The organism is Streptomyces sp. NPDC004647, assembly GCF_040609575.1.
Taxonomy (GTDB): domain Bacteria; phylum Actinomycetota; class Actinomycetes; order Streptomycetales; family Streptomycetaceae; genus Streptomyces.
Window position 1 is genome coordinate 61,838 of sequence record NZ_JBEXKU010000016.1, and the last position, 16,960, is coordinate 78,797.

At 72.6% G+C, this 16,960-nt stretch carries 16 protein-coding genes; 8 read left to right on the top strand and 8 right to left on the bottom strand.

Annotation, left to right across the window (positions count from 1 at the left end; genetic code table 11):
- Nucleotides 1-263: 263 nt before the first annotated feature.
- The gene (locus tag ABZW18_RS09865; protein ID WP_356184622.1) at nucleotides 264-1,091 is read left to right on the top strand and encodes a hypothetical protein; all 828 of its coding nucleotides are present in this window, start codon (nucleotides 264-266) and stop codon (nucleotides 1,089-1,091) included.
- Nucleotides 1,092-1,132: 41 nt separating this feature from the next.
- Here ABZW18_RS09865 and ABZW18_RS09870 read toward each other — a convergent pair whose 3' ends face one another.
- Together ABZW18_RS09870 and lysA are read right to left on the bottom strand one after the other, a co-directional pair.
- Nucleotides 1,133-1,507: a PIN domain-containing protein gene (locus ABZW18_RS09870; protein WP_356184625.1), complete on the bottom strand. Its 375-nt coding sequence runs from the start codon at nucleotides 1,505-1,507 to the stop codon at nucleotides 1,133-1,135.
- Between the two features lies 1 nt (nucleotide 1,508).
- Nucleotides 1,509-2,828, bottom strand: a complete 1,320-nt coding sequence (lysA, locus tag ABZW18_RS09875) for a diaminopimelate decarboxylase (RefSeq protein WP_356184628.1) — start codon at nucleotides 2,826-2,828, stop codon at nucleotides 1,509-1,511.
- A 93-nt stretch (nucleotides 2,829-2,921) separates the two neighbouring features.
- Between lysA and ABZW18_RS09880 the strand changes: the two genes are divergently transcribed.
- Both ABZW18_RS09880 and ABZW18_RS09885 read left to right on the top strand, forming a co-directional pair.
- The gene (locus tag ABZW18_RS09880) at nucleotides 2,922-4,595 is read left to right on the top strand and encodes a helix-turn-helix domain-containing protein (protein ID WP_356184630.1); all 1,674 of its coding nucleotides are present in this window, start codon (nucleotides 2,922-2,924) and stop codon (nucleotides 4,593-4,595) included.
- Between the two features lie 135 nt (nucleotides 4,596-4,730).
- Entirely contained in the window at nucleotides 4,731-4,811 is an 81-nt protein-coding gene (locus ABZW18_RS09885) for a CGNR zinc finger domain-containing protein (protein WP_356184728.1), read from the top strand.
- 131 nt (nucleotides 4,812-4,942) lie between these two features.
- Here ABZW18_RS09885 and ABZW18_RS09890 read toward each other — a convergent pair whose 3' ends face one another.
- Together ABZW18_RS09890 and ABZW18_RS09895 are read right to left on the bottom strand one after the other, a co-directional pair.
- Entirely contained in the window at nucleotides 4,943-6,445 is a 1,503-nt protein-coding gene (locus tag ABZW18_RS09890; protein WP_356184632.1) for an APC family permease, read from the bottom strand.
- Nucleotides 6,446-6,578: 133 nt separating this feature from the next.
- Nucleotides 6,579-7,382: a GntR family transcriptional regulator gene (locus ABZW18_RS09895; protein ID WP_356184635.1), complete on the bottom strand. Its 804-nt coding sequence runs from the start codon at nucleotides 7,380-7,382 to the stop codon at nucleotides 6,579-6,581.
- Between the two features lie 116 nt (nucleotides 7,383-7,498).
- Here ABZW18_RS09895 and ABZW18_RS09900 point away from each other — a divergent pair, with 116 nt between their 5' ends.
- Nucleotides 7,499-8,338, top strand: a complete 840-nt coding sequence (locus ABZW18_RS09900) for a (2Fe-2S)-binding protein (RefSeq protein ID WP_356184637.1) — start codon at nucleotides 7,499-7,501, stop codon at nucleotides 8,336-8,338.
- A gap of 238 nt (nucleotides 8,339-8,576) precedes the next feature.
- Nucleotides 8,577-9,644 carry a DUF2637 domain-containing protein gene (locus ABZW18_RS09905; protein WP_356184640.1) on the top strand — a complete coding sequence of 356 codons (1,068 nt, stop codon included), beginning with the start codon at nucleotides 8,577-8,579 and terminating at the stop codon, nucleotides 9,642-9,644.
- A 128-nt stretch (nucleotides 9,645-9,772) separates the two neighbouring features.
- Here ABZW18_RS09905 and ABZW18_RS09910 read toward each other — a convergent pair whose 3' ends face one another.
- From ABZW18_RS09910 to ABZW18_RS09920, 3 genes are all read right to left on the bottom strand, one after another.
- Nucleotides 9,773-10,258, bottom strand: a complete 486-nt coding sequence (locus ABZW18_RS09910; RefSeq protein WP_356184643.1) for an ATP-binding protein — start codon at nucleotides 10,256-10,258, stop codon at nucleotides 9,773-9,775.
- Nucleotides 10,259-10,507: 249 nt separating this feature from the next.
- The gene (locus tag ABZW18_RS09915) at nucleotides 10,508-12,250 is read right to left on the bottom strand and encodes a pyruvate dehydrogenase (RefSeq protein WP_356184645.1); all 1,743 of its coding nucleotides are present in this window, start codon (nucleotides 12,248-12,250) and stop codon (nucleotides 10,508-10,510) included.
- A 163-nt stretch (nucleotides 12,251-12,413) separates the two neighbouring features.
- Complete coding sequence (locus ABZW18_RS09920; RefSeq protein WP_356184647.1) at nucleotides 12,414-13,883, bottom strand: protein phosphatase 2C domain-containing protein; 1,470 nt, start codon at nucleotides 13,881-13,883, stop codon at nucleotides 12,414-12,416.
- Nucleotides 13,884-14,075: 192 nt separating this feature from the next.
- On the opposite strand from ABZW18_RS09920, the gene ABZW18_RS09925 reads away from it, so the two are divergent.
- Together ABZW18_RS09925 and ABZW18_RS09930 are read left to right on the top strand one after the other, a co-directional pair.
- Entirely contained in the window at nucleotides 14,076-15,104 is a 1,029-nt protein-coding gene (locus ABZW18_RS09925) for a helix-turn-helix domain-containing protein (protein ID WP_356184650.1), read from the top strand.
- Between the two features lie 83 nt (nucleotides 15,105-15,187).
- Nucleotides 15,188-15,670, top strand: coding sequence for a DUF456 domain-containing protein (locus ABZW18_RS09930; RefSeq protein WP_356184653.1), 483 nt, complete (start codon nucleotides 15,188-15,190; stop codon nucleotides 15,668-15,670).
- A gap of 117 nt (nucleotides 15,671-15,787) precedes the next feature.
- Here the strand turns inward: ABZW18_RS09930 and ABZW18_RS09935 are convergent, their stop codons facing one another.
- Entirely contained in the window at nucleotides 15,788-16,324 is a 537-nt protein-coding gene (locus ABZW18_RS09935) for a hypothetical protein (protein WP_356184655.1), read from the bottom strand.
- Between the two features lie 262 nt (nucleotides 16,325-16,586).
- On the opposite strand from ABZW18_RS09935, the gene ABZW18_RS09940 reads away from it, so the two are divergent.
- The gene (locus tag ABZW18_RS09940; RefSeq protein ID WP_356184657.1) at nucleotides 16,587-16,955 is read left to right on the top strand and encodes a PPOX class F420-dependent oxidoreductase; all 369 of its coding nucleotides are present in this window, start codon (nucleotides 16,587-16,589) and stop codon (nucleotides 16,953-16,955) included.
- Nucleotides 16,956-16,960: the final 5 nt, after the last annotated feature.

Below are 16,960 nucleotides of genomic sequence, written 5' to 3' on the forward strand. Positions count from 1 at the left end.
CCGTTCCGGGGGCCGACCGCGGCCGATGATCCGCCTTCGCCCCTGCTGGGGCCCGCTTACGAGGCCCGCGATACGCGGCTCCGCACCGCCGGAATCGGGGGAGCGGATCCCTCGCCTGCGCAAACGTTTTGGGTTCCTCGCCGGAAACATCATGTGAATTCGTTCACTCAAGCTCTTGGCCACGCAACGGAATTCGTGCTGAGATTCCTCCACGGCTTCCGGCTCGATGGCGCGCTAGGGGAGGAAAGGTGGCGGATACCGCCATGTCGCATTCTGGACGGCCAGAGGCAGTGGGGGGGACCGGCCCACGGGATCCGCACGCATGGAATCCGCACGCCCACGATCCACACGCCCACGATCCGCGCCAGGTTGCCGTATGGCGGCTGCGGTCACGCGGCTGCTGGGACGACGCGGCGGCGCTGCTCGCCCCGTACGCCGAGGGCGACCCGGTGGTGACCCTCCAGCGCGCGGCCCTGCTCGTCGAGCGGTGCATGTTCACCGCCGCGGGCTGGGCCGAGGCCGAGGACGCGCTACGTGCCGCCGAGGCCGTCGCGCGTACGGACGACGAACGGGGCGCCGCGGCGTGCGAGCGCGGCCACCTCGCGTACACGGCGACGGTCCTCGGCGCCCGCGACCGGGCCGACGAGGCCCGTGCCGCACTCGGCCGCTCGGCGGCCCTGCTGGCCCCATCCGCTCCGGGCCGCCCCCTGCTGGACTTCCGCCGCGGTCTGATCGCCGAGCACATCGCGGACAGCCCGCAGGCGGCCCGCGCCGCCTACCGCCGCGCCCACGCGGGCGCCACGGCCCAGGGGGATCTGCTGCTGTGCTCCTCCACCTGGCGGCACCTGGCCGGGTTGGCGCTGCGCGACGGCGAACTGGCGGAGGCCCGCCACGGATTCGCCGAGTCTCTCCGTCTCCGCGAGGAGCTGGGCTATCTGATCGGCACGGCACCGGCCCTGGTGGCCCTTGCGGAGGCCGAGCCGGAGCCGGAGGCCACCCGCCTGCGGGCGGAGGCGGCCCGCCTCTTCCGCCTCCTGGGCGGCCACCCCACCTGGCTGGCCGACCAATTGACCACGGCCCCCGCGGCCTGACGGATATACAGCGACGGTTGCGGGACGGTACGGGACAGCCGTCAGAGCGAACCGGGGGGCATGAGCCATTGGGATGCCTGACCCGTGGTCTCGGCAATCGTCTCGAAGTCGACGTCGTAGTGGAGGATCGTGAGGCCCTGGAGCTCGGCGGTCGCGGCCACGACGAGGTCGACCGGACCGGCAGAGCGATGGCGGCCTGGCGCGGTCAGCTCCTGCTGGACCTCCCAGGCCCTGACGTAGGCCCGGTCGTCCACGGGCGCCCACCCGAACAGCGTCTTGAGGTCTTCGACGATCTCCTCGCGATCACGGGTTGAGCGCGCACTGTAGAGAAACTCGTCGCGACAGCTGAGAGCGTCCGGCACGGATCTGGGCGGCCACCCGGCCGGGACATCCCGCCGCAGCAGGTCCTCGTACATCTCATCGAAGCCGCACCGACCGGGGCGGCCACCCGGCCGGGACATCCCGCCGCAGCAGGTCGTCGTACGTCTCGCGGCGGACCACCTCGCGTGCCTCGCCCTCGTGGCAGAAGACGACCGGCGGGCGGCGGGCGCCGTTGTAGTTGTTCGACAGCGAGTAGCAGTACGCGCCGGTGACCGGGACCGCGATGACGTCACCGACCCGCGGCTCGCGCAGCGGGATGTCGCGGATCAGGGTGTCGCCCGACTCGCAGTGGCGGCCGACGAGGTCGCAGCTCTCGCCGCCGCCCACGCGGGTGGCGACCGTGGCCTCGAACCGCTGCCCGTACAGCATCGGTTCCAGGTTGTCGCCCATGCCACCGTCCACGGCCACCAGCGTGCGCGGTCCGCGCTTGACGGTGACGGCCCGGTACAGGGTGGCGGCGGCCCCGGCCACCAGTGAGCGGCCGGGCTCGACGAGGAGCCGGGCGGTGGCGGGCAGGTGCTTGCGGGCCGCGTCGGTCAGCGTGCGGATGTACTCCTCGATCGTCGGGGGGCGGTCCTCGTACGTGTAGCGCACGCCCAGTCCCCCGCCCAGGTCGTACACCGCGTGCTCGCCCAACTCCCCGATGGCGCCGACCGCTTCGACCGCCCGCGCGAACGGCTCGGTGTCCAGCAGCTGCGAGCCGACATGCACATGCAGCCCCTCCAGACGCAGCCGGTCGCTCACCCGCAGCCGCGCAGCCGCGCGTACCGCGTCCGGCACGGAGAGGCCGAACTTCGATCCGGCGTGCCCGGTGGCCATCGCCTCGTGGGTATCGGCGTCGACGCCCGGGATCACCCGCAGCAGCACCCGCTGCTCGCCCTCCACGAGGTGCTCCAGGCGGTCGATGTCGTCGAAGTTGTCGACCACGACGGTGCCCGCGCCGGCGCGGACGGCCATGTCCAGATCCTCGTCGGTCTTCGCGTTGCCGTGCACCACGAGCAGGGCCGGGTCCGCCCCGGCGGCGAGCGCTGCGACCAGTTCCCCGCCGCCTGCGACGTCGATCCCGAGGCCCTCCTCGGCCATCACCCGGACGACGGCGGTGCACGGAAAGGACTTCGACGCGAAGACGGTTTGGCTGTTCGGCCAATGCTCTGCCAGAGCTCGTACATAGCTCCGCGCACGCTCCCGCAGGGCGCCCTCGTCCACGATGACGGCCGGGGTTCCGAAGCGGTCCGCCAGGTCGTTCGCACGGCAGCCGGCGACGACGAGTCCGCCGTCCTCGTCCAGGCGGGAACCGGGCGGGAAGAGCCCGACGAGATCGGCAGCGGTTGCGGCGGGCTGCGCGGTGGCGGTCATGTGCGGCTGCTCCTGTCAACGGGTTCGGGTCCTATCCTGGCCGCTGCGGCCGTACGGTGCCCCTGCCGATCGCCCCAGAAACCGAGGCTTCCCTTGTCCGATCCCACAAGTCCCTACGGACTGCCCGACGAGCGCACCGCGGGCACCCTGAGCCTGCTGCTCGAGGGCTCCGGCAGTGCCACCGTCCGGGCGCTGGCCACCCCCGCCGGGCTCGATGTGCCGGTGCGCGGGACGGTGATCCACGACCCGGGGGAACCGCTGTCCCCCTCGCCCGCCGCCCTGCTGCTCCTCGTCGGCGCGGAGGTGGCCGACCCCCGCTCGTGCGCCGTGCTGCGCCGGGCCGCCGAGCAGGGTTTCGCGGCGGTGGTCGTCAAGAGCCGCGGCCAGGACCCGGCGCGGCTCGTCGAGGAGGCCCGCGCCTGCGGAATCGCGGTGCTGGAGGCCGGGGACGCGGTCCCCTGGCGGTTCGTGGACGCCGCGCTCAGCTGCTCGCTCGCGGCGTACGGCGTCGGGGACGCGGCCGCCTCCGCCCCGGCCGGCGGCGAGGAGCTGTTCGCGCTGGCCGACACGCTCGCCGCGGTGGTCGGCGGGTCCGTGGCCATCGAGGATCTCGACCAGCACGTGGTCGCGTACTCCCACATCCCGGGCCAGCGCATCGACGCGCTGCGCGAGCGCGGCATCCTGCAGCGCCGGGTCCCGGACATGCCCGAGCAGCGGCAGCAGTACCGCGAGGTACTGGCCGCACCGGCCGTGGTCCGCTTCCCCACGGTGGGCGAGGAACTGGCCCGCGCGGCGGTCGCCGTTCGCGCGGGGGCTCTGCCGCTGGGCACCCTGTGGGCGATCGAACCGGAGGGCGGGCTCTCCGCCGAGGCCGAGGCGGCGCTGCGGGACGGCGCCCGGGCGGCGGCCCCGCATCTGCTGCGCGCGCTCAACGCGCCGGAGGCCGAGCGCCGGATGCGCCGGGATACGCTGCGCGCGGTCCTGGAGGGCTACGGCCCGCCGGCCGACGAGGCGGCGGCCCGGCTGGGCCTGCGGCCGGGGACGGAGTTCGCTCTGGCGGCGTTCGCCCCCCGCTCCGGGGAGGCGGCGGGCGCAGCACTGATCACGCACATCGAGTCCGCTCTGGTGCGCTACTGCTCCTCCCAGCGGGCGGAGGCGACGGTGGCGGCGACCGCCCGCGCGGTCTACGTCCTGCTGCCGTCGACGGCTCCCGGGGCGGGGCGGCGGTTCGCGGACGGGGCCCTGGCCGCCGTACGCCCGGCGGTCGGCGAACACGTGCGGGCCGCGGTCACCCGCCCGTACAGCGATCTGCTGCGCGCCGCCGCCCTGCGCCGCGAGGCCGACTCCGTGCTGCGCGCGACCGCGCGCGAGACGGCCTCAGCCGCCCGGCGGCAGGGGGAGCCGGAGCCTGCGGCGACCGCCGAGGACGTACGCCACCGGATCCTGCTGGACCGGCTCGGCGACGAGCTGGAGCGGGAGCCCTGGCTGCGCCTTCCCGGCATCGCGCAGCTGCTGGCGTACGACAGGGAGCAGGGCGCGGACTACGCGGCCACGGTCACCTCGTGGCTGGACTCGGTCGGCGATGTCGCGGGCGCGGCGGCCCGGCTGAAGGTGCATCCCAACACCCTGCGCTACCGGCTGCGGCGCATTCGGGAGCTGTTCGACGTCGACCTCGACGACCCCGACGTACGGCTGGCCGCCTGGCTCGAACTCACGCTCGCAGCAACGCGGTCGGCGGAGGCATCGCCCGGGTCGGCTTCCCGCTGACGCCGCCCGGACCGCGGCCCCCGCCCGGTGCCCCCGGCCTTCGCGGTGCGGAGGCGTCACCCGGGCCCGCCCGCCGCTGAAGCCGCCCGGACCGAAAGCCTCGCCAAGCGGGATGTGCTGCTCGCCGGCGAAGAGGTGCACCGCATCCGGCTGTGCGAAGGCCCCGGCTGCGGCTGGCTGTTCCCCGACCGGAGTCGCAGCCACACCCGGCGCTGATGCAGCTCGGGCGACTGCGGCAACCGCGACCGTGCCCGCAGGCACTACGCCCGTACCAAGCGCCCGTAGTACCGCACCACCCGCGGCGGCCCCTCCCCGAACGGAGAGGCGGCCGCCGCGTTTCCGTGGGCTCAAGTACGGGGCAGGGAGGCCGACTCGTGCTCCTGCGGCGTGGACGGCGCATCCGGCGGGCCCGCGTCCGCGTCCCGCAGCGCCGAGTGGCGGCGTCCGAACGCCAGATACAGCACCGCGGCCAGCAACAGCCAGCAGCCGAAGAGCGTCCAGGTGATGCCGGGCAGCAGATACGCGAGGTACAGGCAGGACACGGCGGCGAGCACCGGTACGACGGGGTAGAGCGGCACGCGGTACGAGCGCGGGGCGTCCGGCGCGATACGGCGCAGTACGACCACCGCCGCCGCGACAGCCACGAAGGCGACGAGCGTCCCCATGCTGGTGAGGTCGGCGAGGTACTGCAGCGGCACGAGTGCGGCGAGGGCGCCGACGCACACGCCGACGATCCAGGTGTTGTGCACGGGGGTGTGCCGCTTCCGGTCGACCCGCCGGAAGATCTCGGGCACCAGTCCGTCACGCGCCATGGAGAACAGGATCCGGGTCTGCCCGAAGAGCGTGACGAGGACGACGCTGAAGATGGAGACGACGGCCCCGGCGGCCAGCAGCGCGGCGGGCCATCCGGCGCCGGTGACATCCCGCAGGATCTGCGCGAGGACCGCTTCACCCGCGTCGGCCTGCTCCCCGAACCTTCCGGCCGGCTGCGCGCCGACGGCGGCGATCGCGACGAGGATGTACAGCACGGTGACCGTGCCCAGGGTGAGGAGCAGCGCGAGCGGGATGGTCCGGCGCGGATTGCGGACCTCCTCACTCGCCGTCGCGACGGTGTCGAAGCCGACGTAGGAGAAGAAGACCCCGGAGGCCGCGACACCGATACCCCCGATGCCGTGCGGGGCGAAATCGGTGAAGTGCTCGGACCGGAAGGCCGACAGGGCGACAGCGACGAAGAGCACCAGCACACCGAGCTTGACGCACACCATCACCGCGTTGACGACCGCCGACTCGCGCGTGCCGCGGGCCAGGAGCAGCGAACAGAGCAGGACGACCACGAGAGCGGGGATGTTGACGTAGCCGCCGGCTCCGGGGGGCTGGCTGATGGCGTCCGGCAGGGTGAACCCGAAGAGAGTGTCGCTGAGTTCGCTGAGGTACTGGCCCCAGCTGACGGCGACAGTCGACACCGCCACGCCGTACTCGAGGATCAGACACCAGGCGACGAGATAGGCCGCGCCTTCGCCGAGCGTGGCGTAGGCGTACGAGTACGTACTGCCCGCGACCGGCACCGCGCCGGCCAGCTCCACGTAACACAGCGCCGCCAGACCGGCGACGGCCGCGGCGAGGACGAAGGACAGCACCACGCCGGGGCCCGCGTCCGGCACGGTGGTGCCCAGGACGAAGAAGATCCCGGTGCCGACGACCGAGCTGATGCCCAGCAGCGTCAACTGCCCAAGGCCCATGGTGCGTTGCAAGGAGGCGCCGGAGGAGGCACCGGACGACCCTCCGTCCGCCTCCGCGATCATGCGGTCCAGCGGTTTGCGGCGACACAGCCGGCCGGCCATTCGGCCCATGACTCCTCCTGAAGATCCTGTCGCGTCCCCGACCGTCCGCGGGGTTCGGGGGATCCTGCGGGAACGCAAAAGATCGGGCAACAGCAGATCCGTACAAGAAGACCTGCGGCCGTTGGCCGAATCGACAGTTGAGTCAGCGGGTGTGGCGCGCACCTGCGAAATGCTCGCGGACCAGCTGCTCGACGACCGCCAGATCCTGCGCGGCCAGCGCGTCGAGCAGCGCGGTGTGCTCCGCCGCATCGGCCAGCAGATCGGCCGTGCGGACGATCGAGCCGTCGCCCACCGGGCACTGCGCCCGGCGGTGCAGGTCGTCGCCCACCATGACGAGCTGGCCGTTACCGGTCAGGGAGAGCAGGGCGTGGTGGAAGGCCCGGTCCGACTCGGCGTAGCCAACACGGTCGCCGCGCGCCGCGGCGGCGACGGTCGCGGCGGCGAGCGGACGGAGGGCGTCCCACTCCTCGGGCGGCACGGTGCACGCCAGCCGGAGCATCACCGGCACCTCGAGCAGCGCCCGGACCTCGGCCAGCTCGGCGAGTTCACGTGCGCTGCGCCGGGCCACCCGGAAACCGCGGTTCGGTACGACCTCGACGGAGCCTTCGGCGGCGAGCTGCTGCATCGCTTCGCGGACCGGAGTGGGTGATACGCCGAACCGCTCGGCGAGCGCGGGCGCGGAGTACACCTCGCCCGGCGTCAGCTCACCGCTCACCAGAGCGCAGCGCAGGGCGTCGAGGACCTGGCCGCGTACGGAGTGGCGCTGCGGAAGCCTGCGCGGGGGAGAGCGGACGGGGTCGCGGACGCCGGAGAGCAGAACGGGCGGCGGGGGCTCGCTGTGACCGTGCTCACCCCGGGCCGCCTCGTTCGGCGGTACGGCCTGCGCCTGCGCCGGCACCGGCGCACGCAGGCGCGGCTGGGCAACCTCGGCACCGGCCTGCTCCATGAGGGTCCTCCTGACGTCCTCCCGAACGATAGGTGGACCCTGCCGCAGTTCAAACCTCGATCACATCGGATAAGGTAAGGCTAACCTGCAAACGACGCGCGATTCGGTGGTCCCCCATGCCCGTCGCACCGGCCGCACCCCTGGCCACACCCGTCTCCTCCCCCGTCGCCGCGGCCTACGCGCGACTGGCCGAGGTGTTCCCCGGGCTGCGTGTGACCGAGGAACCACCGCGCTCCGGCGGCGGCTGGGTCGCGGCGACCGAGCTCGCGTCGGGCGGCCCCGCCCTCGACGCCTTTCTCGCCTGGGACAACGCGCAGGTGCTGCGCGACTTCGGGCAGCAGGGCCGCCCGGATGTCATCGCGGGCTTCGGACTGCACCGGTACGCCTGGCCCGCCTGCCTGCTCATCACCGTTCCGTGGTTCCTGCTGCGGCGGGTTCCCCGAGTCCCGGTCGGCCAGGTCTCGTTCCAGCGCACCACGGGCCGGATGACCGCGCGGGCCCGGGAGTTCGCCTGTCTGCCCGACGATCCGGCGGCCTCGCTGCCGCACGCCCGGGTCGTACCGGACGAGGAAGCACTCCGGGCGGAGGTGCGCGAAGCGGCGGCCGAGCACCTCGGGCCGGTGCTGGAGGGCTTCCGGCCGCGGATGCGCCGGGGGCGGCGGGCGCTGTGGGCCATGGCGACCGACGAGATCGTCGAGGGCCTGTGGTACATCGGCCACCTGCTCGGCGAGGAGCAGCGGGCGATGACCGAACTGGAGCGGCTGCTGCCGGGCTCCACCAAGCCGTACGTCGGCAGTTCGGCATTCCGTGAACTGACCGGCCCCGCAGGCGAAGCGCTGCGGACCCGCGACCGGGCGAGCTGCTGCCTCTTCTACACGGTGCGCCCCGAGGACACCTGTGTGACCTGCCCGCGCACCTGCGACGCGGACCGCGTCGCCCGGCTCACCGCAGGCTGACCGACCCGACCACGCGCTGACCGACCCGGGCCACCCGCCGGAGCACGCCGCCATCCGAACACAACACGCCTGTTTCATACGGAAGTTCGACCCGTATCGCCCTATTCGTATGGCTGAGGCTCCGATTGTCGTCCACTTGGCCCGAAAGCCCTTGGCGCAAGGGCGGATTCCGCCAGGATGACGCCGGTAAGTGCCGCACACGGCATGAGCGTCACGGGAGCGAGGCAAGGGGCACCGGATGAGACCTACCGACTTGAGCCTGGACTGGCTGCTCGCGGGCGCGGTACTGCTCGTCGGCATTCTGGTGGCGGCGGTGCTCCTCAACCGCGGCCGGCGTCCCGCGAAGGACAGTGCCGTCACCGACAGCTGGGAGCTGAGCGAGGAGCGCCGGCGGCGCAAGGAAGCCGTGTACGGCACCGCCTCCTATGTGCTGCTGTTCTGCTGTGCGGCGGTCGCCGCGGCACTCTCCTTCCACGGCCTGGTCGGTTTCGGACAGCAGAATCTCAATCTCTCCGGAGGCTGGGAGTACCTCGTTCCGTTCGGGCTCGACGGCGCGGCGATGTTCTGTTCCGTCCTCGCGGTGCGCGAGGCGAGCCACGGGGACGCGGCCCTCGGCTCGCGTCTGCTGGTCTGGACGTTCGCCGGTGCGGCGGCCTGGTTCAACTGGGTGCACGCGCCGCGGGGCATCGACCACGCGGGCGCCCCGCAGTTCTTCGCCGGGATGTCCCTGTCCGCCGCGGTGCTCTTCGACCGGGCGCTGAAGCAGACCCGCCGGGCGGCGCTCCGCGAACAGGGCCTCGTGCCGCGGCCGTTGCCGCAGATCCGGATCGTCCGGTGGCTCCGGGCGCCCCGGGAGACCTTCGGCGCCTGGTCGCTGATGCTGCTGGAGGGCGTACGGACGCTGGACGAGGCGGTGGAGGAAGTGCGCGAGGACCGGCAGCAGAAGGAGGAGAGCGGCCGGCGGCGGCGCGAGAAGGAGAAGCTGGACCGCGCGCACATCAAGGCGATCAACCGGCAGCACCGCATGTGGGGCCGGGGCCGCGGTGGCCGTCAGGTGGACGTCTCGAGGCCGGCTCCGTCCGGCGTCCGGGTCGGCGCGGAGACCGCCATAGCGGAACAGGGCACGCTGCCCGTGCGTTCACGTCCGCCCCTGCAGGCCGTGAACGGCGATGAGCGCGAGGCCACAGCTGGCCGGCCGGACCGGGCCAGGACGGTCGACCTCACCGCCGAGGACGACACGATGACGCTCCCCCGGCTGGACTCCCTGGAGCAGAAGCTGAAGGACCTCGAGCGGCAGTTCGGATGAATCGGCCGGCGGGGTCTGGGTCGGCCGGGCCGACCGGCTCGGGTCAGGGCTGGTCTGGTCTGCTCTGCTCTGGTCATCAGGTCAGGGCAGGTCGAGTCGAGCGGAATCGGTCCTTGACGGCCGACCTCTCAGGCCGGTCCGCCGTCCAGCTCGAACCACACGACCTTGCCCGTGGCCTGCGGCCGGACGCCCCAGGCGTCAGCGAGCATCTGCACGAGCATGAGGCCCCGGCCACCGGTCGCCTCGCCGTCCGGCTTGCGCACCATGGGCCGCCGGGCGACGGAGTCCCGGACCTCCACCCGGAGCCGGTCCGCCGCCTTGGCGAGCCGCCCCCGGACCAGAGTCGCCGTCACTTCCGCGCCGTTGTCGGTGTGGACCAGGGCGTTGGTGACCAGTTCGCTGATGAGCAACTCGGCCACATCGGTCTGCTCCGGTCCGCCCCACGACCAGCTCCGCAGCAGATCGCGCAGCGAGGCCCGGACGTCGGCGACCGCCGTCAGATCCGACCCTCGTAGCCGTTTGTTCAGTACGGACTCCTCGCGCTGCTGCGCCATCCACCCCGCCCCGTAAAGCCGAATCGCCTCTGGTCCGATCTCGAAAAGGCCCAGGCTCATGCATGCCCCGTTCACGCAAGGCAATGCCCGGCATCGCCGGGAGAACGATGCCGGGCATAAGGGGAGGACGGTCGCGCGGGTCGCCCCGCTGCACAACAGTCGACATTCGGACCATTCCGCATCGACCGGATCGGCAGTCCACTCGGGCACCTGTTCCACCCGTACGGCGCATCCCCCCGCCTGTCGCGAGCGGGGCCCGACTGCCCCGAGCAGGCCGGGCCGCCCCGAGCAGGCCGGGCTGTCGCCCGGTCAGGGGCGCGGTAGGTTCCGCAGGTTGGAGCGGGCCATCTGCACCATGCGGCCGACACCGCCGTCCAGCACGATCTTGCTCGCGGAGAGCGCGAAGCCCGTCACCATCTCCGCGCTGATCTTCGGCGGGATGGACAGCGCGTTCGGGTCGGTGACGATGTCCACCAGCGCCGGCCCCTTCCGCTTGAAGGCTTCCCGCAGCGCGCCCGGCAGCTGCTTCGGTTTCTCCACGCGGACTCCGTACGCCCCGGCGGCCTCGGCGATCACGGCGAAGTCGGGGTTGTGGTTGCCGGTGCCGTACGCCGGGAGGCCGGACACCATCATCTCCAGTTCGACCATGCCGAGCGAGGAGTTGTTGAAGAGCACGACCTTCACCGGCAGCCCGTACTGCACCAGGGTGAGGAAGTCGCCCATCAGCATGGAGAACCCGCCGTCGCCGGACACCGCCACGACCTGGCGCTTCCGGTCGAGGAACTGCGCGCCGATCGCCTGCGGCAGCGCGTTCGCCATCGAGCCGTGGGTGAACGAACCGATGACCCGGCGGCTGCCGTTGGGGGTCAGATAGCGCGCCGCCCAGACGTTGTTCATGCCCGTGTCGACCGTGAAGACCGCATCCGACGCAGCCTCCTCGTCGAGTACCGAGGCCACGTACTCGGGGTGGATCGGGGTGTGCTTCTCGACCTTGCGGGTGTAGGCCTTGACGACCCCTTCGAGGGCGTCGGCGTGCTTCCTCAGCATCCTGTCGAGAAACCGCCGGTCCGACTTCACCGAGACCTTCGGGGTCAGACAGCGCAGCGTCTCGCGGACATCGCCCCACACCGCGAGGTCGAGCTTGGAGCGGCGGCCGAGGTGCTCGGGCCGTACGTCCACCTGCACGATCTTGACATCGGTCGGCAGGAAGGCGTTGTAGGGGAAGTCGGTGCCGAGCAGCATCAGCAGGTCGCACTCGTTCGTGGCCTCGTACGCCGCGCCGTAGCCGAGCAACCCGCTCATCCCGACGTCGTACGGGTTGTCGAACTGGATCCACTCCTTGCCGCGCAGGGCATGCCCCACCGGGGACTTCACACGCTCGGCGAATCGCATGACCTCCTCGTGCGCACCCGCCGTGCCGCTGCCGCAGAACAGCGTCACCCGCTTCGCCTCGTCCACCATCCTGGCGAGCTCGTCGATCTCCGCGTCCCCGGGGCGCACCGTCGGCCGGGAGGTCACCAGTGCGTGCTCCACCGCCCTCTCGGGGGCCTGCTGCGCCGCGATGTCGCCGGGCAGGGCCACCACACTCACGCCGCTGCGGCCGACCGCGTGCTGGATCGCCGTCTGGAGGACGCGCGGCATCTGCCGGGGGTTGGAGATCAGCTCGCAGTAGTGGCTGCACTCGCGGAACAGCTGGTCGGGGTGGGTCTCCTGGAAGTAGCCGGAGCCGATCTCGCTGCTGGGGATGTGCGAGGCGAGGGCGAGCACCGGGGCCATCGAACGGTGCGCGTCGTACAGGCCGTTGATGAGGTGCAGATTGCCGGGGCCGCAGGAGCCCGCACAGGCGGCCAGTTTGCCGGTGAGCTGTGCCTCGGCGCCGGCGGCGAAAGCGGCGGTCTCCTCGTGGCGGACCTGGATCCAGTCGATGGCGGAGTTCCGGCGGATGGCGTCCACCACGGGGTTGAGGCTGTCGCCGACCACTCCGTAGAGCCGCCGCACCCCGGCACGTACGAGAATGTCGACGAACTGCCCCGCCACGGTCTGCTTCGCCATGGGTGCTCACCCTTCGGATCCGGTCGGTCGGCTCCGGTCCATCAACCCACGGTCCGCGCGAATACGCCTCCCGGCTACGCCCACGGATGACGTTTCCGGGGCGCACCTCACGTACGGGCCCCGGGTCTCCGTCTTTATGACTCCTACGTCTCCTACGCGTCTCCTACGTCTCCCAGACGGCGGCGGCCGTACGGTCGTCGGCGTAGCCCTTGACCCGCAGTTGCACATCGGCGAGGAACGTGGCGAGTCCGGGCGGGGCCTTGCCGGCCCAACGCTGCGCCAGCAGGCCACCGAGCGCGCTCTCGCCGCGCAGCGGGTCGGCGAGGCCGGAGCTGCACAGGACGAGGGTGTCCCCCGGGCGGGCGACCGAGGCCCGGAACCGGAAGGGTTCGGCGGGCGGTTGTACGTCGCCGGCGTGCGGTTCGCCGCCGGGGGAGGACGGAGTGGACGACGCGGCCGGAGTGGACGGGGAGGGCTGGGCCGGCACCGCCAGGTCGACGGTGAGCCGGTCGGTGACGGTGGATCCGTAGCCGACGACGGGCGCGCCGGTGCGTGGTGCTTCCGGCAGGGCGGGCTCGATGTCCTGCCATGCGCCGTCCCGCAGCCGGAACAGACCGCCGTCGCCCACGCCGAAGAACACCCGCGTACGGCACTCGGGGTCGGCGGGGAGCAGCAGGCAGCGCAGCGTCGCGGTGTACTGGGCGGGTGCCAGGCCGATTTCGGCGGCGCGGGCGCGGAGCCGGCCGTAGGAGCGGTCGGTGAGCCGGTGAAGCCCTGACTTGAGGGCGCCGCGCCTGCCCGCCCGTATGTCCTCGGCGAGCCGGGCCTGACTGCGGCCGACGGCCGCGGCGATCCCCTGGCACAGCTCCGCGGCGGCCCGGTGCGCTCCCTCCGTGGCCCGCACACCGCAGGCCACGGCGACGAGCAGCAGCGCGCGGTCGCCCTCGCCGAACCGCGCCGTGAGCAGCGCGTCCCGCCGTGGCTCACCGCGGTAGCGCGCCGAGTCGCCACGCAGCGAGACCGCTCGCAGCACGAGCGGTCCGTACCGGGCCCCGTCGAGGGCGGTGTCCGGCACGAGGTCGCCGATGTCCTCGGGATCGGCTGCGGGCAGCGCGCTCGGCTCGCCTTCGTAGGTGGGCGGCCGCGGGCCGACGTACTCCGCCTCCACGGCAGGTCTGGGCCGACCGGCCCCCGCAGGCGGCGGCTCGTCCGGTCCCGCTGCTCCGCCCGGCGGGGGCGCGGAACCTGGCTTCTCGGCCCGTGCCCGGGCAGGGGCACCGGCCGTCGGCGGCCAGGTCGGCTCCGGCCACTCCTCGGGGGCCGGGCCCCGAGGAGGCTCCTCATCGGGGAGCGAGACGGAGCCCTGCCACCACTCGCCCTCCTCCGCCGCGCGCTGCGGCAGATCATCGTCCTGGAGCGAGGGCGGGGCGGAGGAGCGAGGAGTGGACGGGGGCGGAGTGGCAGGGCGAGGGGTGGCAGGGCCGGGCGGCGAACCGACCGTACGGGAGGCCGAGTCGAAGCGGTCGTCCAGCGAGTCCGGAGCGGCCGCGGGGCCCGTGTCCGGCTTCTCCTCGTCGTACAACTCCCGCCACCAGTCGTCCTCGTGGCCGTGCCGCTCCCCCTGCTGAGTCATGCCCTCAATTGTCCACCTCCCCGCTCCTACGGAAAGGGTGCGCGGCAAGCCGAGTGGCCTCCGGAGCGGGGGCGATGTTCCGCGGCGGGCACCTGCCGTGGCAGTCTTCCGCCACCGCCCCCGGACTCTTTCGTCCAGCACCCACCGCCACCGCGACGGGGCCAGGGGGTATCGGATGCCCAGGAGAGTCGGATGCTGAGTGCGATCGGGCTGGACGAGGTTCAGGAGTCGGTGTACCGCGCCTTGGTGGGGCTGGGCGCCGCCGAGGCCGGCGATCTCGCGCACCGGCTGGCCCTGGCGGAGGAGGAGGCCGTACGCACCCTGCGCCGGCTCGAGCGCCAGGGCCTGGCGGCCCAGTCCTCCACCCGGCCGGGCCGCTGGGTGGCCGCCCCGCCCGCCGTCGCACTCGGCGCGCTGCTCACCCGGCAGCGCCACGAACTGGAGCGGGCCGAGCTGGCGGCGGCGCTGCTGGCCGAGGAGTACCGCGCGGAGGCGGCCGAGCCGGCCGTGCACGATCTCATCGAGGTCGTGACGGGAGCGAGCGCCGTCGCGCACCGCTTCCTCCAGGTCCGGCTGGGCGCGTCCGAGGAGGTGTGCACCCTGGTCACCGGCGCGTCGGCCAGTGGTCTCGGCGTGGGGAACGAACTGGAGCAGCAGGCTGCCCGCGGTGTGCGGCACCGCATGGTGATCGAGCGCGAGGTGCTGTCCGGCCCGTCCGGGGTGACGGAACTCGTCACGGCACTCGGCCGCGACGAGCAGGTACGGGTGGTCGGCCGGGTTCCGGCGCAGCTGGTCGTCGCGGACCGCGCGGTCGGGATGGTGCCGCTGACCCGGCGCGCCGGTGAGCCAGCCGCCCTGGTCGTGCGCGCCAGCGGGCTGCTCGAATCCCTGACGGGCCTGTTCGAGGGGGTGTGGCGGGAGGCGCTGCCGCTGCGGCTGGGCACCGGCAGCGGCCCGTACGAGAGCGAGCAGGACGGACCGGACGGCACCGACCTGGAGATCCTTTCGCTGCTGCTGGCCGGGCTGACCGACGCGAGCGTCGCCAAACAGCTGGATCTGGGCCTGCGGACCGTGCAGCGCAGGGTGAAGCGGCTGATGGAGTTGACCGGGGTGACGACCCGGCTCCAGCTGGGCTGGCACGCGTACGAGCTGGGCTGGGTGTCCCGCGAGGACCGGCCGGGTGGGGAGTGTGCCGGGGCCGGGCGTGCGGACCTTCACTGACCTGCTGCGACGCCACGCCACGGACCCGGGCACGGCCCGGTGCCGGGAAGCGTAGTCGTATGCCTTCCGGCACCCTTGGCCCCATGGGGACCTGGCAGCTGGTCGCGGTCGGACTGGTGATGCTGCTCGGCCTGCTCGGCGTCCTGGTCCCCGTCGTTCCGGGTCCCCTGGTCGTGTGGTCAGGGGTCCTGTGGTGGTCGCTGACCGACAAGTCCGGGCTGGCCTGGTGGGTGTTGATGGGCGCGACGGCCGTGCTGCTGCTCAACCAGGCGCTCAAGTGGCTGCTCCCGGCCCGCCGCATGTCGCAGTCCGGGGTCCCCTGGCGCACCTTGTACGTCGGCGGCGTCGCGAGCGTCGTGGGCTTCTTCGTCGTGCCGGTGGTGGGCGCGCTGATCGGCTTCGTCGCGGGTGTCTACGGCGCCGAGCGCGACCGCCTCGGCAGCCACGGTGGCGCCTGGGCGTCGACGCGTACGGCGATGCGGGCGATCGGTCTCGGCATCCTCATCGAGCTCTTCGCGTGCCTGCTGGTGGTGGGCGCGTGGATCGGGGCGGTCGCCGCCGGCTGACCCCGCCTCCCTGCCTCGCGCCCTCGGCCCCAGGTGTATGTCCCGGAGCGTCGTTCACGCGGTGATGGGTGGCGGCCACCTGCTGCGACGGCCTTTCCCGGTATGCAGGCTTCGTGGTTACGTTCGCTCGGGTGAGCTGCCGGCCGGGTCGGCATCGAGCTGGCCGAGCAGTGTCTCGCGGTGGAGGTCTGCGATCGGGCTGAGAAGGTCCGGGTGGCGCAGCAGCGGCGCAGCACTGTGATCGCGAGGGCTGGGCATTGTCAGCCGACGCGCATCGCCCACGGAGTCGGCACCGTGGTGGGTTGCGGCCAGGCAGGCCGCTGCCAGGGCGGCGAGATCCTCGTCGGCCAGTAGGCAGGCCGCCCAGCTGACGACGGTTTCGTCCACTCCGGTGCGCCAGGCCGATTCGTGCCCCTCCAGCGGGTGGGCATCGGCACCGGTGACGGAGTCCAGCCGGTCGGAGCCCCCGGGGCCGAGCATGTTCAGCAGCTCGGCATCCAGCGCGGTGGGGTAGCGCAGGGCGGCGGCGATGGTGACCGCCTGCCATGCCTGGGCTTCGGCCAGGGCGTGGTTCAGCGAGCCGGCTGCCGGCGGGAATGCCGACAGCAGCCAGCGAGTGGCGGCGGCTATGACTGGCGAGAGATCACTGGACATGAGGGAGCCGTCCTTTACACGTGCCCGCACGTGCCCGCAACGGTTCGGTTACCTGTGCGTGATCCGGTCGCGAGCACTCGCGCGCCTGGGGCGCGCGTGGCAGGCAGGTAACCGTAAGGCGGCCGCCTGAGCGGCAACAGGACGTACGTCACAGCCGGGATGCCCGTCGCCGCCCATGGCCGCGCGATCAGATGATCCAGACGAAGCGGCCCAGGTCTCGTATCCGACGCGGAGGTGGGTGCACCGGTGTGACCCTTGGCCTATGACCGAATTCAGCGAAGCCGAGCGCGCCTACCTGAAGACTCAGCGCCTGGGACGGCTCGCCACCGTCGATCCGCAAGGGCAGCCGCAGGCGAGCCCAGTGGGGTTCTTCCCGCAGGACGACGGGACGATCCTGGTCGGCGGTCGGTCCCTGGGCAGCACCAAGAAGTGGCGCAATCTGCAGGCGAACCCCAAGGTCGCGCTGGTGGTGGACGACATCGCAAGCGTCGATCCATGGGTGGTGCGCGGAGTGGACATCCGCGGTGAGGCGGAACTCCTGGACAGTCCGCACGACCTCGGCCCGTTCGTGAGCCAGGAGGTCATCCGCATCCACCCGCGGAAGATCCACAGCTGGGGCCTCGAGGGCTAGTACCG

Excerpts from the sequence above, each read along its gene's own strand:
- ABZW18_RS09900 (WP_356184637.1), top strand. The coding sequence starts at position 7,499 with ATGCCCGTCGCACCGGCCGCACCCCTGGCCACACCCGTCTCCTCCCCC.
- ABZW18_RS09915 (WP_356184645.1), bottom strand. The coding sequence starts at position 12,250 with ATGGCGAAGCAGACCGTGGCGGGGCAGTTCGTCGACATTCTCGTACGT.
- ABZW18_RS09930 (WP_356184653.1), top strand. The coding sequence starts at position 15,188 with ATGGGGACCTGGCAGCTGGTCGCGGTCGGACTGGTGATGCTGCTCGGC.
- ABZW18_RS09865 (WP_356184622.1), top strand. The coding sequence starts at position 264 with ATGTCGCATTCTGGACGGCCAGAGGCAGTGGGGGGGACCGGCCCACGG.
- ABZW18_RS09870 (WP_356184625.1), bottom strand. The coding sequence starts at position 1,507 with ATGTACGAGGACCTGCTGCGGCGGGATGTCCCGGCCGGGTGGCCGCCC.
- ABZW18_RS09935 (WP_356184655.1), bottom strand. The coding sequence starts at position 16,324 with ATGTCCAGTGATCTCTCGCCAGTCATAGCCGCCGCCACTCGCTGGCTG.
- ABZW18_RS09925 (WP_356184650.1), top strand. The coding sequence starts at position 14,076 with ATGCTGAGTGCGATCGGGCTGGACGAGGTTCAGGAGTCGGTGTACCGC.
- lysA (WP_356184628.1), bottom strand. The coding sequence starts at position 2,828 with ATGACCGCCACCGCGCAGCCCGCCGCAACCGCTGCCGATCTCGTCGGG.
- ABZW18_RS09910 (WP_356184643.1), bottom strand. The coding sequence starts at position 10,258 with ATGAGCCTGGGCCTTTTCGAGATCGGACCAGAGGCGATTCGGCTTTAC.
- ABZW18_RS09920 (WP_356184647.1), bottom strand. The coding sequence starts at position 13,883 with ATGACTCAGCAGGGGGAGCGGCACGGCCACGAGGACGACTGGTGGCGG.
- ABZW18_RS09940 (WP_356184657.1), top strand. The coding sequence starts at position 16,587 with ATGACCGAATTCAGCGAAGCCGAGCGCGCCTACCTGAAGACTCAGCGC.
- ABZW18_RS09905 (WP_356184640.1), top strand. The coding sequence starts at position 8,577 with ATGAGACCTACCGACTTGAGCCTGGACTGGCTGCTCGCGGGCGCGGTA.
- ABZW18_RS09890 (WP_356184632.1), bottom strand. The coding sequence starts at position 6,445 with ATGGGCCGAATGGCCGGCCGGCTGTGTCGCCGCAAACCGCTGGACCGC.
- ABZW18_RS09895 (WP_356184635.1), bottom strand. The coding sequence starts at position 7,382 with ATGGAGCAGGCCGGTGCCGAGGTTGCCCAGCCGCGCCTGCGTGCGCCG.